The 13,954-nt window shown below is 71.7% G+C and carries 9 protein-coding genes; 1 reads left to right on the top strand and 8 read right to left on the bottom strand.

All coding sequences use genetic code 11. The annotated features are described in order from the left end of the window. Positions 1-48 precede the first annotated feature (48 nt). The 8 genes from QFZ71_RS26980 to QFZ71_RS26945 all read right to left on the bottom strand — a co-directional run bounded on the left by QFZ71_RS26980 (position 49) and on the right by QFZ71_RS26945 (position 12,687). Complete coding sequence (locus QFZ71_RS26980; protein ID WP_307670744.1) at positions 49-3,759, bottom strand: ThuA domain-containing protein; 3,711 nt, start codon at positions 3,757-3,759, stop codon at positions 49-51. Positions 3,760-4,048: 289 nt separating this feature from the next. Next, entirely contained in the window at positions 4,049-5,053 is a 1,005-nt protein-coding gene (locus tag QFZ71_RS26975) for a sugar phosphate isomerase/epimerase (protein ID WP_307670743.1), read from the bottom strand. Between the two features lie 13 nt (positions 5,054-5,066). Beyond that, entirely contained in the window at positions 5,067-6,302 is a 1,236-nt protein-coding gene (locus QFZ71_RS26970) for a Gfo/Idh/MocA family protein (RefSeq protein ID WP_307670742.1), read from the bottom strand. Positions 6,303-6,373: 71 nt separating this feature from the next. Then, the gene (locus tag QFZ71_RS26965) at positions 6,374-7,408 is read right to left on the bottom strand and encodes a substrate-binding domain-containing protein (protein ID WP_307670741.1); all 1,035 of its coding nucleotides are present in this window, start codon (positions 7,406-7,408) and stop codon (positions 6,374-6,376) included. A 115-nt stretch (positions 7,409-7,523) separates the two neighbouring features. Then, entirely contained in the window at positions 7,524-8,576 is a 1,053-nt protein-coding gene (locus QFZ71_RS26960; protein ID WP_307670740.1) for an ABC transporter permease, read from the bottom strand. After that, entirely contained in the window at positions 8,573-10,096 is a 1,524-nt protein-coding gene (locus QFZ71_RS26955; protein ID WP_307670739.1) for a sugar ABC transporter ATP-binding protein, read from the bottom strand. Before QFZ71_RS26955 ends, QFZ71_RS26960 begins: the two co-directional genes overlap by 4 nt. A gap of 176 nt (positions 10,097-10,272) precedes the next feature. Next, complete coding sequence (locus tag QFZ71_RS26950; RefSeq protein WP_307670738.1) at positions 10,273-11,454, bottom strand: ROK family transcriptional regulator; 1,182 nt, start codon at positions 11,452-11,454, stop codon at positions 10,273-10,275. 279 nt (positions 11,455-11,733) lie between these two features. After that, on the bottom strand, positions 11,734-12,687 hold the full coding sequence (locus QFZ71_RS26945; RefSeq protein WP_307670737.1) for a beta-ketoacyl-ACP synthase III: 954 nt from the start codon (positions 12,685-12,687) through the stop codon (positions 11,734-11,736). Positions 12,688-13,008: 321 nt separating this feature from the next. Between QFZ71_RS26945 and fdhD the strand changes: the two genes are divergently transcribed. Then, a complete protein-coding gene (gene fdhD / locus QFZ71_RS26940) occupies positions 13,009-13,857 on the top strand; it encodes a formate dehydrogenase accessory sulfurtransferase FdhD (protein ID WP_307670736.1) in 849 nt (282 codons plus the stop codon). Positions 13,858-13,954 lie beyond the last annotated feature (97 nt).

Below are 13,954 nucleotides of genomic sequence, written 5' to 3'. Positions count from 1 at the left end.
GGGGAAGGTGCGTGCTTCCCCCGCCCGCCGTCGGCGGAAGGGGCCGCCCTACGTCGGGGGCAGCTCCTTCAACTGGATGTCGCGGAAGGACACCTGGTCGGCGGCCCCGTGGTTCTGGAGGCCGATGTAGCCCTCCGTCAGGCTGCGGGCCGGGTCGGTGTTGGTGAAGTCGTTGATCTTCGCTCCGTTGAGGAAGACCTGGAGACGTTCGCCCTGCACCTTGATCTCGTAGCTGTTCCACTGCCCCGGCGGCCGCAGGACGCGGTCACGGGCCTTGATGTCGGCGGACTTGAAGGTGTAGACGGCGCCGGTGGTGCGGTCGGCGGCGTCGGTGGCGTCGATCTGGATCTCGTACCCGTTGTTCACGGCGGACCAGGGGTCGTCGGACTCCGGGAAGCCCACGAAGACACCGGAGTTGTCGTCGCCGGCCATCCTCCAGTCGAGCTTGAGCGAGTAGGACTTCAGCTCCTTGGCCTGGTAGGTGAGCAGGCCCATGCCGCCCTCGGAGTGCAGGGCGCCGTCGCTGATGGAGAACTTCCCCGGACCCGCCTGCTTCCAGCCCTCCAGCGTCTTGCCGTTGAAGATCGGCCGGTGGCCGGTGTCGGGCTTGCAGTCGGCCTTGACCTGGCCGGTGGCGTAGCGCAGTCCGCCCAGGACGTGGCTGCGGAAGGCCGGTTCGGCGTAGGACTCCTCGGTGTGGCCGAGGCCGGTGTAGAAGGAGCGTCCGCCCTGGTAGATCTGGCACCAGGAGATCGGGTGGTCGCCCTTCATGTTCCCGCCGGTGTAGGTGGTCTCGTCCAGGGTGGCGAGGACCTTGGCCTTGTCGCGGGGGTTGGTGCGGTAGTTGTACCACTCGTCGGTGCGCTGCCACTCCTCCTGGAGGTGGGCGGTGGCGGGGTGGTCGTGGTCCTCGACGCGGACGGTGGCGGGCTGGATGTGCGGGTGGGAGTCGAAGTGGGCGCCGACGAGGCCGCCGTAGAACTCCCAGTCGTACTCGGTGTCGGCAGCGGCGTGGATGCCGACGTAACCGCCGCCGGTGGCCACGTAGTTCTCGAACGCCTTCTGCTGCTGGGCGTCGAGGACGTCACCGGTGGTGGAGAGGAAGGCGACGGCGTCGTAGCGGGCCAGGTTGCTGGTGGTGAACTGGGCGGCGGACTCGGTGGAGTCGACCGTGATGTTCGCGCCCTTGCCGAGCTCCTTCAGGGCCGCGACGCCCGCGGGGATCGAGTCGTGGCGGAAGCCGGCGGTCTTGGAGAAGACCAGGACGCGCTTGGCCGTCCTGCCGGCCGGGGAGTTGGAGAGTTCGAAGTCGTCGATGTCGTAGAGCGCGCCGGCGCCGCCCTTGAAGACGAGGAAGAGTTCGGTCTGCTTCCTCGGGGCCCCGCGCAGCGGGATGTCGATGTCCTGGAAGGTGTCCCAGCTGCCGGTCACCGGGACGGGACCGGAGCCGAGGATCTTCCCGGTGGGCGATCCGGTGCGCACTTCGAGGAAGCCGCCGGAGCCCGCGGAGGAGATACGGGCGGTGAGCTTGGTGGTGCCGCCCAGGACGTAGGTCTTGAAGGAGATCCAGTCGTCGTGGTGGATGTCGCCGACGGTCTTGCCGCCGTGGGCGCTGGACTTGCTGGGGGTGGTGACGCCCGAGGAGGCGTCGTAGTGCTCGGCCTGGCGGTGCCGGGGCTGGAGCCGGGAGGTGTCCTTGCCGGTCAGCTCGGCCTGGCCGCCGCCGCCGTTGTCGGTGTAGGAGGCCGAAATGCCGCCGTAGATGTTGGCGTTGGGGTCGTGGCCGCCCTCCATGGCGGTCTTGATGGTGCCCTCGCAGCCGTGTTCGGTGGTGATGTCGTGGCCGTGGCTGTCGTGGCCCAGGGTGAACGTGACCTCGACCTTGGTGCAGTCGATGGTGCCGTCCTCCGGGTCGCTGACGTCCACCTTGAACGGCACGGCGTCACCGAAGGCGAAGAGCTGCCCGTCCTCGGGGAGTACCAGGTCCACGGTCGGGGCGGTGTTGCCGACGGTGACGTGGACGCTGGCGGACCCGGTTCGGCCGCTCGGGTCCTCGGCGGTGACGGTGGCCGTGTAGGTCCCGTTCTTCTTGTACGTGTACGTGGGGTCGGCGGCGGTGGAGGTGCCCCCGTCGCCGAAGTCCCAGGAATAGGTCAGCGGGTCGCCGTCGCCGTCCGCCGTGCCGGCCGAGGAGAACTTCACCTTCAGCGGCGCGGTGCCCGACGTCTTGTTCGCCGATGCCTCGGCGATGGGCGAGCGGCCTCCGGTGGCGTTCTCGATGCGGTAGAGCGCGGAGTTCTCGTCGCCGCCGAACCAGGCGAGGCCGTAGTCGAGGACGTACAGCGCCCCGTCCGGGCCGAAGGCCATGTCCATGATCTGGGTGCCGGACCACGGCACGTCGTTGATGGACCGGACGGCCCCGTCGGCGTCCTGCTCGATGCGCTTGATCCACTTGCGGCCGAACTCTCCGGCGAAGAAGTCGCCGTCGTACGCCTCGGGGAACTTGACCGGGGAGTCGAGGTCCGCGTCGTAGTGGTAGACGGGTCCGCCCATCGGGGACTCGGAGCCGCTGCCGAACTCGGGGACCGAGCCGCCGTCGTACGGTATCCACGCCGCCCGGGCCGGCGGCAGGTCGACGAGTCCGGTGTTGTGCGGGGACTCGTTCTTCGGTGCGGCGCAGTCGAAGGCCGCCCCGGACGTCCTGGTGGCGAAGTCGTAGTCCATGTACGGCTCGTTGTCGCCGACGCAGAAGGGCCAGCCGAAGTTGGCGGGCTTCGTCACGCGGGCGAACTCGACCTTCCCGGCGGGTCCCCGCTGGGGGTCGGCCGCGCCCGCGTCGGGCCCGTAGTCACCGACGTACAGGTGGCCGGTGGCCTTGTCCACGGAGAAGCGGAAGGGGTTGCGGAAGCCCATCGCGTAGATCTCGGGGCGCGTCCTGTCCGTGCCCGGCGCGAAGAGGTTGCCCTCGGGGATGGTGTACGAGCCGTCCTCGGCGACCTTGATGCGCAGGATCTTCCCGCGCAGGTCGTTGGTGTTGCCGGAGGTGCGGCGGGCGTCGAACGCCGGGTTGCGGTCCGGGCGTTCGTCGATCGGGGTGAAGCCGTCGGAGGCGAAGGGGTTGGTGTCGTCGCCGGTGGAGAGGTAGAGGTTGCCCTCGGCGTCGAAGTCGATGTCGCCGCCGACGTGGCAGCAGATGCCGCGCGAGGTGGGGACGTCCAGGACCTTCTTCTCGCTGGCGGTGTCGAGGGTGCCGTCCTCCTTGAGGACGAAGCGGGAGAGCCGGTTGACGCCCTCGAACTTCGCGAAGTCGGCGGCGGTGCCGGTCTCGGGGGCATCGCCCGCGGGGGTGTCGAGCGGGGGCGCGTAGAAGAGGTAGATGGCCCGGTTCGCCGCGAAGTCCGGATCGACGCCGACGCCTTGGAGTCCCTCTTCGTCGTGCGTGTACACGGGGATCGTGCCGGAGACGCGCGTGTTGCCGGCGCTGTCGGTGATCCGCAGCTCGCCGCTGCGCGAGGTGTGGAGCACGCTGCGGTCGGGGAGCACGGCGAGCGACATGGGCTCGCCGGTCTCCTCCGCGCCCTTGGCGAGGGTGACCTGCTGGAAGTCCTCCGCCACGGGCCCGTCCTGCGCCGGGTGGGCGGCGGCTCCGGGGGCGGAGCCGAGGGTCAGGGTCGCGGCGGCGAGCAGGCCGCCGGTGAACAGCGCGAACGTCGTGCGTACGCGGGTCCGGGCGAGGGTCCGCTTTCCTGTTCTGTGCACGTAGGTCCTCCGGAGAGTGCCGGTTGTACGGGCGGGTGAAGCCGTGCCGTGCCGCGCGGGGACTGCCGCGCGTGCGTCACCGGGGCCGGGAGCGACCCCGGTGACGCGAGTCATGTCGTGTACACGTGGTGGACGGTAGACCTGTTCGTCCTCGGCGGAAAGCCCTTGTGCGACGGTTGGGCCGAACTTCTGCTTCCGCCAGGACAAAGCCGATTTCGGGCAGGGCGGGGCAGCCCCGGAGGCCGCCGGTTCCGTTCCGGTCAACCCCTCCGGGACCTGCGTGGGGTTCCTACTCGCCGCCGCCGAAGGCCGCGTCGAAGGAGGCCGCCGGCGGGTCGAAGTCGTAGCGCCTGAGGTGGGCAAGCGCTTCCGGTGCGCCGGTCAGCCGGTCCATGCCCGCGTCCTCCCACTCGACCGAGACCGGGCCCTCGTAGCCGATGGACCGGAGCATCCGGAAGACGTCCTCCCACGGCACGTCGCCATGGCCGGCGGAGACGAAGTCCCAGCCGCGCCGGGGGTCGCCCCACGGCAGGTGCGAGCCGAGGCGGCCGTTGCGGCCGTCGAGACGCTTGCGGGCCTCCTTGCAGTCCACGTGGTAGATCCGGTCGCGGAAGTCGTACAGGAAGCCCACCGGGTCCAGGTCCTGCCAGACGAAGTGGCTCGGGTCGAAGTTCAGCCCGAACGCGGGCCGGTGGTCCACCGCCTCCAGCGCCCGCCGGGTGGTCCAGTAGTCGTACGCGATCTCGCTCGGGTGCACCTCGTGGGCGAAGCGCACCCCTTCGGCGTCGAAGACGTCCAGGATCGGGTTCCAGCGCTCCGCGAAGTCCTCGTAGCCGCGCTCGATCATGTGCGGCGGGACCGGCGGGAACATGGCGACCAGGTGCCAGATCGAGGAGCCGGTGAACCCGATGACGGTGTCCACCCCGAAGGCGGCGGCGGCCCGTGCGGTGTCCGCGATCTCTGCCGCCGCGCGCTGCCGTACGCCCTCGGGCTCGCCGTCGCCCCAGATGCGGGCGGGGACGATGCCCTGATGGCGTTCGTCGATCGGGTGGTCGCAGACGGCCTGGCCGACGAGGTGGTTGGAGATGGCGAAGCACTTCAGCCCGTACCTGTCGAGCAGCCGGTGCCGGGATTCCAGGTAGCCGGGATCGGCCAGCGCCTTGTCGACCTCGAAGTGGTCGCCCCAGCAAGCGAGTTCGAGTCCGTCGTAGCCGAAGTCCCGTGCGTGCTCGCAGACCTCCTCCAGCGGGAGGTCGGCCCACTGGCCGGTGAAGAGCGTGAAGGGGCGGGGCATGGGCGGCAGCCTCCTAGGACGCGGACGGGACCGGGGTGTGGACGGAGTTCTTGGCGGCGCTCTCCTCGACGGCGGCGAGCACCCGCTGCACCTGGAGGCCGTCCGCGAACGACGGTACGGGCGGTGCCCCTTCGGCGATCGTGCGGACCACGTCGCGGGCCTGGTGGACGAAGGTGTGCTCGTAGCCGAGACCGTGGCCCGGCGGCCACCACGCCTCCAGGTAGGGGTGCTCGGGCTCGGTGACGAGGATGCGGCGGAAGCCCGCGGTGGCGGCGGGCTCGGTGTGGTCGTGGAAGGAGAGTTCGTTGAGCCGTTCCAGGTCGAAGGCGAGCGAGCCCAGCTCCCCGTTGATCTCCAGACGCAGGGCGTTCTTGCGGCCGGCGGCCATCCGGGTCGCCTCGAAGGAGGCGAGCGCGCCGGAGGCGAGGCGGCCGGTGAAGATCGCCGCGTCGTCCACCGTCACCTCGCCCCGCTCCGCCGCGCCCGCGCCGCCGGAGAGTCCGGCCGAGGCCCCGGCGCGCAGGGGCCGTTCCCGTACGAAGGTCTCGGCCACGGCGGAGACGCCGGTGAGCAGGTCGCCCGAGAGGTACTGGGCGAGGTCCACGATGTGCGCGCCGAGGTCCCCGAGCGCACCGGAGCCGGCGTGCTCACGCCTGAGCCGCCAGGTGAGCGGGGTGGCGGGGTCCACCAGCCAGTCCTGGAGGTAGGCGGCCCGCACATGGCGCAGCGGACCGAGCCGGCCCTGAGCGATGAGCCGCCGGGCGTAGGAGATGGCGGGCACCTTGCGGTAGTTGAACCCGACGATCGCCGCCTGGCCGCGGGCGGCGGCCGCTTCGGCGGCGCGGACCATCGCCTCGGCCTCGGCGACGGTGTTGGCGAGCGGCTTCTCGCACAGGACGTGCTTGCCCGCCTCCAGAGCGGCGATGGCGATCTCCGCATGGCTGTCGCCGGGGGTGCAGATGTCGACCAGCTGGACGTCGTCGCGGGCGATCAGGGCCCGCCAGTCGGTCTCGGCCGCCGCCCAGCCGTGCCGGGCGGCGGCGGCGTCGACCGCCGCCCGGTCGCGCCCGCAGATCGCGGCGAGAGCGGGGCGCAGCGGCAGGTCGAAGACGTGTCCGGCGGTGCGCCACCCCTGGGAGTGGGCGGCGCCCATGAACGCGTATCCGACCATGCCGACCCCGAGCGTTCCCGGCGCCTGCTGCGGCGGGGGTGCCGGGGCGTGCGCTTCCGTCTCTTGACTACGGGCCATGCGGACTTCCTCCTCGTCGGTGTGCGGTGACGGGCCGGGGGACGCGCTCGCCGCCTCCCCCGGATTCCCGGTCAGTTGAAGCCCGTCGGCAGGTACTGGTCGACGTTGTCCCGGGTGACGACCGCGGAGTACAGGGTCAGGGAGGTCGGGATCTCCATCTCGGAGAGTCCGCTGACGCCCTTGGACTGGCCGAGCGCGCGGGCCAGGTCGATGGCGGAGGCGGCCATCGTCGGCGGGTAGAGCACGGTCGCCTTGAGGACGGAGTCGTCGGCCTTGATGGCGTCCATGGCGGACTTGGCGCCGGCGCCGCCGACCATGACGAACTCGTCGCGCCCTGCCTGCTCGATGGCGCGCAGCGCACCGACCCCCTGGTCGTCGTCGTGGTTCCACAGGGCGTCGAACTGCTTCTGCGCCTGGAGGAGCTGGGCCATCTTGGCCTGGCCGGACTCGACGGTGAAGTCGGCGGCCTGACGGGCCACCAGCTTGATGTTGGGGTAGTTCTCGAGGGCGTCGGCGAAGCCCTGACTGCGCTGCTTGGTCAGCTCCAGGTTGTCGATCCCGGCGAGTTCGACGACCTTGGCGTCCGGCTTGCCCTTGAGCCGTTCGCCGATGTAGTGGCCGGCGTTGAGGCCCATGCCGTAGTTGTCGCCGCCGACCCAGCAGCGGTACGCCTGGGGGGAGGCGAAGACGCGGTCCAGGTTGACGACGGGGATGCCCGCCTTCATGGCTTCCAGGCCGACCCGGGTGAGCGCCTTGCCGTCGGCGGGGAGCACGACGAGGACGTCGACCTTCTTGTTGATGAGGGTCTTGACCTGGCCGATCTGGGCTGCGGTGTCGTTGGAGCCCTCGGTGGTCTCCAGGGTGACGTCGGAGTACGTCTCCGCGCGGGACTTGGCGTTCACGTTGATGGCGTTGAGCCAGCCGTGGTCGGCCTGCGGTCCGGCGAAGCCGATGGTGACGGCCTTGCCGGGCTTGTCGTCGGCGGGGGCGCTGTCGGCGGCGGACTCGGTCTTCCGGGGCTCGTTGCTGGTGCAGGCGGTGAGGAGCGCGCCGGCGGAGACGGCGGCGGTTCCGAACAGCAGCCCTCTGCGGCTGGTTCCTGGCATGACGGTGGGACCCTTCATCCGGTGGGTGCGTACGGGGTGCGGGTGCGGCGGGTCGTACAAGTGCCGTGGCCCCGGCGGGTGTTCAAGGGGGGGCCGGCGGGAGCGCGCGGGGCCGTCAGGTCTCCCGGCCGCGCGGGGTGCGGCCCTGGACGAGGACGGCGGCGACGATGATGGCGCCCTTGGCGATCTGCTGGACGTCGGTCTGCAGGTTGTTGAGCGCGAAGATGTTGGTGATCGTGGTGAAGATCAGAACGCCGAGGACGGAGCCGACGATGGTGCCCCGGCCGCCGCTGAGGAGGGTGCCGCCGATGATCGCGGCGGCGATGGCGTCGAGCTCGTACAGGTTGCCGTTGGTGTTCTGGCCCGAGCCGGCGAGCACGATCAGCATGAAGGCGGCGATGCCGCAGCACAGCCCGGACAGCAGGTAGAGGTACAGGCGCTGGCGGCGGACGTCGATCCCGGCGAGCCGGGCGGCCTCCGCGTTGCCGCCGACGGCGACGGTGCGGCGGCCGAAGGTGGTCCGGTTGAGGAGCAGCCAGCCGACGACGGTGACCACGGCGAACATGATGACCAGCGGCGGTATCCCGAGGATGTAGGAGTCGGGCAGGCCGAGGTCGAGCACGGAGTCGACGGTGACCATCTGGGTCTTGCCGTCGGTGATCTGGAGGGCGAGTCCGCGGGCCGAGGCCAGCATGGCCAGGGTCGCGATGAACGGGACGAGACGGCCGTACGCGATGAGGACGCCGTTGACGAGTCCTGCGGCGAGGCCGACGATCACCGCGGTGAACGCGACGCCTGCGAAGCCGTACTCCTGGGTGGCCACGGTCGTCGCCCACACGGACGCGAGGGCGACCATCGCCCCGACCGAGAGGTCGATGCCGCCACTGATGATGACGAAGGTCATGCCGACGGTGACGACGCCGATGACGGACGCCTGGGTCAGGATCAGCTGGAGGTTCCCGCTGTCCAGGAAGGCGTCGGGCTCGGTGACGCCTCCGACCAGGATCAGCACGGCGAGGACGCCGAGCAGGGACAGGATCCGGACGTCGAGCCGTAGACCGAGGGCCGGCGCACCGCCGCCCGGCTTCGGGGGCGGCGCGTCGGAGGGGGCGGCGACGGCCCCCTTGTCCGGCCCGTTGTGCTGCGCCGACGGGGCGGGCTGTGTCATGGCGTCGGGCTCCCTTCCATCACGAGGTCGAGTACGCGGTGTTCGTCGAGCTCCCGGGCGGGGGCCGTGTGGACCACCTCGCCCTCCCGGAGGACCAGCACCCGGTCGGCGAGGCCCAGGACTTCGGGCACCTCACTGGAGACGAGCAGGACGGCGAGCCCTTCGTCGGCCAGCCGGCGGATCACGGCGTAGAGCTCGGCGCGGGCGCCGACGTCGACGCCGCGGGTGGGCTCGTCCAGCAGCAGGACCCGGCAGCCGCGCAGCAGCCAGCGGGCGAGGACGACCTTCTGCTGGTTGCCGCCGGAGAGCGTGCGGACGGCGGCGTCGGGACGGTCGGGCCGCAGTTGCAGCTCGCGGGTGGCGTTGCGCGCCGCCTTCCGCTCCGCCGCCCGGTCGATCCACCCGAGCCGGGCGAAGCGGGAGAGGGAGGAGACGGAGACGTTACGGGTGACGGACTCGGTCAGCAGCAGGGCCTGTGCCTTGCGTTCCTCGGGCGCCAGTCCGATGCCCGCGGCGACGGCGGCCCGGACGCTGCCCGGCCGGATCCGCTCGCCGGCCACGGTGACGGTCCCGGTGGTCGGCCTGCGGGCCCCGTAGATCGTCTCCAGGATCTCCGAGCGTCCCGAGCCGACGAGTCCGGCGAGGCCGACGATCTCGCCGGGTCGCACCTCCAGGTCGACGGGGGCGAACTCGCCCGCGCGGGACAGCCCTTGGACCCGGAGCACCGGTTCGCCGGGGGCGGCGGCCGGTTCGGCGGGGCGGGGCGGGAAGACGTGGGCGACGTCCCGGCCGGTCATCATGGCAACGATGTCGCGGGTGGGGGTGTCGGCGGCGGGGAGCCCCACGGCGACGGTCCTGCCGTCCTTGATGACGGTGACCCGGTCACCGATGCGGCGGATCTCCTCCAGCCGGTGCGAGATGTGGACGACCGCCACCCCGTCGGCGGTGAGGCCCTCGACGATGCGGAAGAGGTTGTCGACCTCGTCGGGGTCGAGGGCGGCGGAGGGCTCGTCCATCACGATCAGCCGGACGTCGTGGGAGAGCGCCCGCGCCATGGAGACGATCTGCCGCTGGGCGGCGGAGAGGCCTCCGACGTGCCGGGCCGGGTCGATCTCCGGGTGTCCGAGGCGGGCCAGCAGCGCTTTCGCGGCGGCGCGTCCCTCCCCCGTCCGGACGACGAAGCCGGCGCTGGTCGGTTCGTGTCCGAGGAAGATGTTCTCGGCGACCGAGAGGTCCTCCACCAGGTCGAGTTCCTGGTAGATGGTCGCTATGCCCAGGCGCATGGCGGCGATCGGGGACTTGAGCCGGACGGTTCCGCCGCGCCAGGTGATCTCGCCGTCGTCGGGCTGGTGGGCTCCGGCGAGCACCTTGATGAGGGTGGACTTGCCGGCGCCGTTCTGGCCGAGGAGACAGTGCACCTCGCCGGCCTGGACCTCCAGGTCGACGCCGTCCAGGGCACGGACGCCCGGAAAGAGCTTGGTGATGCCGGACATGGTGAGCAGGGGCGGTTCTGGTGCCATGACGAATCCCCTCGGCGAATGGGGTCTCCCCTGCTCGGGCGGTGCCGAGGAGCCGGGGAGGGCCGGTGAGCGGACAGGACGCAGGGCTGGAGGTGCCGTGGAACCGGCGGCACCGCGAACGGCTGCTGACGGGTACCTGACGAGCTGGGTGGTTCGGCGGTACGTACGGCCCGGAGTCAGGCCGGTGAGAAGAGGTGGTCGCTGATGAGCCGGGCCGCGCCGATCACTCCGGCGGTGGGCCCCAGCTCGCCCAGCACGATGGGGAGATTGCCGGTGGCCAGCGGCAGGGACTGCTTGTACACCTGCGTACGGACACTGGCGAGGAGGTTGTGACCGAGGCCGGTGACCCCGCCGCCGATCACCACCAGACCGGGATTGAAGAAGCTGACCAGGCTCGCGATCACCTGGCCGAGCCGGTTGCCGCCTTCGCGGATCAGGTCGAGCGCGGCTGCGTCGCCGGCGGCGGCAGCGGCAGCCACGTCGGCGGCGGTGAGGCGCCCCGCCGCCTCCAGCCGGGCGGCGAGTTCGGGTGAGCGGCCCTCACGGGCGGCGTCCTCCGCGTCGCGGGCGAGGGCCGCGCCGCTGAAGTGGGCTTCCAGACAGCCCCTGTTGCCGCAGGCGCAGGCCCGGCCGTCGGGGTCCACCCGGATGTGCCCGATGTCTCCGGCGCTGCCGGTGGTACCGCGGTAGACCTCGCCGCCGACGACGATGCCGCAACCGATCCCCGTACCGATCTTGACGCAGAGGTAGTCGCCCACGGAGCGGGCGACGCCCGCGTGCTGCTCCCCCATCGCCATGAGGTTCACGTCGTTGTCGACCATGACGGGGCAGCCCAGCTCCTGGCTGAGCGCCTCCCGGACCGGGAACCCGTCCCAGCCGGGCATGATCGGCGGCGCGACCGGCACGCCCTCGGGGAAGCGGACGGGGCCGGGGACCCCGATGCCCGCGCCGTCGAAGCCCTCGGCGAGACCGGAGGCCCGCAGTTTGGCGGCCAGCGACAGCACCTGTTCGAAGACGGCGACCGGCCCCTCGCGTACGTCCATCGGATGGTTGAGGTGTCCCAGCACCTCCAGCTCCGCGTTGGTGACGGCCACGTCGATCGAGGTGGCGCCGATGTCGACGCCGAGGAAGCGCAGTTCGGGAGCGAGCCGGATGTTGTGCGAGCGGCGCCCGCCGCGCGACGCGGCGAGTCCGTCGGCCACCACCAGGCCGGTCTCCAGCAGCCGGTCCACCTCGACGGCGAGCTTCGAGCGGGAGAGATCCACCTGATCACCCAGCTGCGCACGGGAGTTGGGGCCCCCGTCGCGCAACAGCCGGAGCAGCCGCGCCTGATGCGCGTTCGCGGGTCGTGCCGTCATACGTCTCACGCGTCCCTCCCCGCCACATCGGCCAGTCCGTCGGGCTTTCGAGGGGGAACGTAGCAGCGCTTTCCCGGAGGGGGAAGAAGTTGCGCAGGAATCCGTCCCAACTTTCTCCACAGTCAGGACAAAGGCGGCCGGGAGGGTGTCAGGAGGGTGCCGGAAGGCCGCCGGGACACCCCGGAGAAACACCTTCACGGAGGGCTCCGGGACGCGCCGGGGAGCCCTCGGGACGCGCCGGAGACCCCCGGGAGCAGCGTCGTCGAGGGCAGCGGGCCGTCAGGGGCAGCGGATGACCTGGCCCGCGTACGAGAGGTTCCCGCCGAACCCGAAGAGCAGGGCGTACGCGCCGGAGACGACCTCGCCGCGTTCGACGAGTTTGGACAGGGCCATCGGGATGGAGGCGGCGGAGGTGTTGCCGGAGTCCACCACGTCCTTGGCGATGACGGCGTTGACCGCGCCGATCTTCCGGGCGACCGGTTCGATGATCCGCAGGTTGGCCTGGTGGAGGACGACCGCGCCCAGCTCCTCCGGGGCGATGCCCGCCTTCTCGCAGACCCGGCGGGCGATCGGCGGGAGCTGGGTGGTGGCCCAGCGGTAGACGGACTGGCCCTCCTGCGCGAAGCGCGGCGGCGTCCCCTCGATCCGGACCGCGTTGCCCATCTCCGGCACGGAGCCCCACAGCACCGGCCCGATGCCCGGACCGTCCGGGGCATCCGCCGGGTCGGCGGTGACGACCGCCGCACCCGCACCGTCGCCGAGCAGGACGCAGGTGCTCCGGTCGGTCCAGTCGCCGATGTCGGCCATCTTGTCGGCGCCGATGACCAGCGCGCGGGTGGCCGCACCTGCGCGGATCGCGTGGTCGGCGGTGGCCAGGGCGTGGGTGAAGCCGGAGCACACCACGTTGATGTCCATGACGGCGGGCGAGCCCATGCCGAGCCGGGCGGCGACCCGCGCGGACATGCTCGGGGACCGGTCGATCGCGGTGGAGGTGGCGACGAGGACCAGGTCGATGTCCGAGGGGTCGAGCCCGGCACCGGCCAGCGCCTTGCCGGCGGCGTGGGCGGCCATCTCGTCCACCGGCTCGTCGGGGCCGCCCACGTGGCGGGTCTTGATGCCGACCCGGCTGGTGATCCACTCGTCGCTCGTGTCGACCATGGCCGCCAGGTCGTCGTTGGTGAGCACCTTGGCGGGCTGGTAGTGGCCGAGCGCCACGACACGTGAGCCGGTCATACGGGTTCCCATCGTCGGGTAGGGCAGGAAACATCCAGTCTTGGTCGCTACCGCCGGGTACGCGTGCACGTGATCCCACAGGAAACCGGCTCACTCGTTGGAGCCTTGACAACACGCCGGTCGGCGTGGTGCGCGGGGGATGGCGACACGCGGGAGCGGGTGCCGGACAATGGCGGAGGCGGGTTCCGGTTCCCCGGTCCGGGGCGGCCGCCGGCGCGCGGCACCGAGCCGTCGCGTACCGGACCCTCGCGTACGAGCACTCCGCGCGCGAGGCCGCCGCGCACGAAGCCATCGCACACGGACAGGATCGGATTCACAGCTATGGGACGGGCCACCGAACGCCGCCGCACCCTCCGCATCCGGGACGGGGCGGTCTCCACCCGCGCGGACACCCTCGTGGCGGAGGAGCCCCTGGAGATCCGGCTGAACGGCCGCCCGCTGGCCATCACCATGCGCACGCCGGGCGACGACTTCGCGCTGGCGGCGGGCTTCCTGGTCAGTGAGGGGGTGATCGCCGAGGGCGAGGAGGTCCAGTCGATCGTCTACTGCGCCGGGGCGACGGCCGACGGCGGCAACAGCTACAACGTGGTGGACGTGAAGCTCGCGCCCGGCGTCCGCGTCCCCGACATCACGCTGGAGCGCAACGTCTACACCACCTCCTCGTGCGGTCTGTGCGGCAAGGCCAGCCTGGACGCGGTCCGCACCACCACCCGGCACCCCGTGGCCGACACGCCCCCGGTGCGGGTCTCCCCCGAGCTGCTGTCCGCCCTGCCGGACCGGCTGCGGGCCGCGCAGCGGGTGTTCGACCGGACGGGTGGCCTGCACGCCGCCGCCCTGTTCTCCGAGGAGGGCGAGCTGCTGGACGTGCGCGAGGACGTCGGCCGGCACAACGCGGTGGACAAGCTGGTGGGCCGGGCGCTGACCGACCACCGGCTGCCCCTGTCGCGGACCGTACTGCTGGTGTCGGGCCGGGCGTCGTTCGAGTTGGCGCAGAAGGCCGTGATGGCGGGGATCCCGGTGCTGGCGGCGGTCTCGGCGCCGTCGTCGCTCGCCGTGGACCTGGCGGCGGAGGCCGGACTGACGCTGGTCGGGTTCCTGCGCGGCGCCTCGATGAACGTGTACGCCGGTGAGCACCGGATCGCCCTGGAGCGGGAGCCCGACCGGGTCTGAGGGGGCCCGTCCGGAGGCGGTGCCCCCGCCGGGTCCGAGCCTCGGCCGGCGGGCCGGCTCCCTCGCGGCGGGGGCGGTCCCGAGGTGCGGCCGCCCC

Source organism: Streptomyces sp. V2I9, assembly GCF_030817475.1.
Lineage (GTDB): Bacteria > Actinomycetota > Actinomycetes > Streptomycetales > Streptomycetaceae > Streptomyces.
Note: the sequence above shows the minus strand (reverse complement) of the source record. Positions and strands in the feature narration are given on the sequence as shown.

What these genes read in the sequence shown, in the direction of transcription:
- QFZ71_RS26975 (WP_307670743.1), bottom strand. Translation starts at nt 5,053, where the DNA reads ATGCCCCGCCCCTTCACGCTCTTCACCGGCCAGTGGGCCGACCTCCCG.
- QFZ71_RS26970 (WP_307670742.1), bottom strand. Translation starts at nt 6,302, where the DNA reads ATGGCCCGTAGTCAAGAGACGGAAGCGCACGCCCCGGCACCCCCGCCG.
- QFZ71_RS26965 (WP_307670741.1), bottom strand. Translation starts at nt 7,408, where the DNA reads ATGCCAGGAACCAGCCGCAGAGGGCTGCTGTTCGGAACCGCCGCCGTC.
- QFZ71_RS26960 (WP_307670740.1), bottom strand. Translation starts at nt 8,576, where the DNA reads ATGACACAGCCCGCCCCGTCGGCGCAGCACAACGGGCCGGACAAGGGG.
- QFZ71_RS26955 (WP_307670739.1), bottom strand. Translation starts at nt 10,096, where the DNA reads ATGGCACCAGAACCGCCCCTGCTCACCATGTCCGGCATCACCAAGCTC.
- QFZ71_RS26950 (WP_307670738.1), bottom strand. Translation starts at nt 11,454, where the DNA reads ATGACGGCACGACCCGCGAACGCGCATCAGGCGCGGCTGCTCCGGCTG.
- QFZ71_RS26945 (WP_307670737.1), bottom strand. Translation starts at nt 12,687, where the DNA reads ATGACCGGCTCACGTGTCGTGGCGCTCGGCCACTACCAGCCCGCCAAG.
- fdhD (WP_307670736.1), top strand. Translation starts at nt 13,009, where the DNA reads ATGGGACGGGCCACCGAACGCCGCCGCACCCTCCGCATCCGGGACGGG.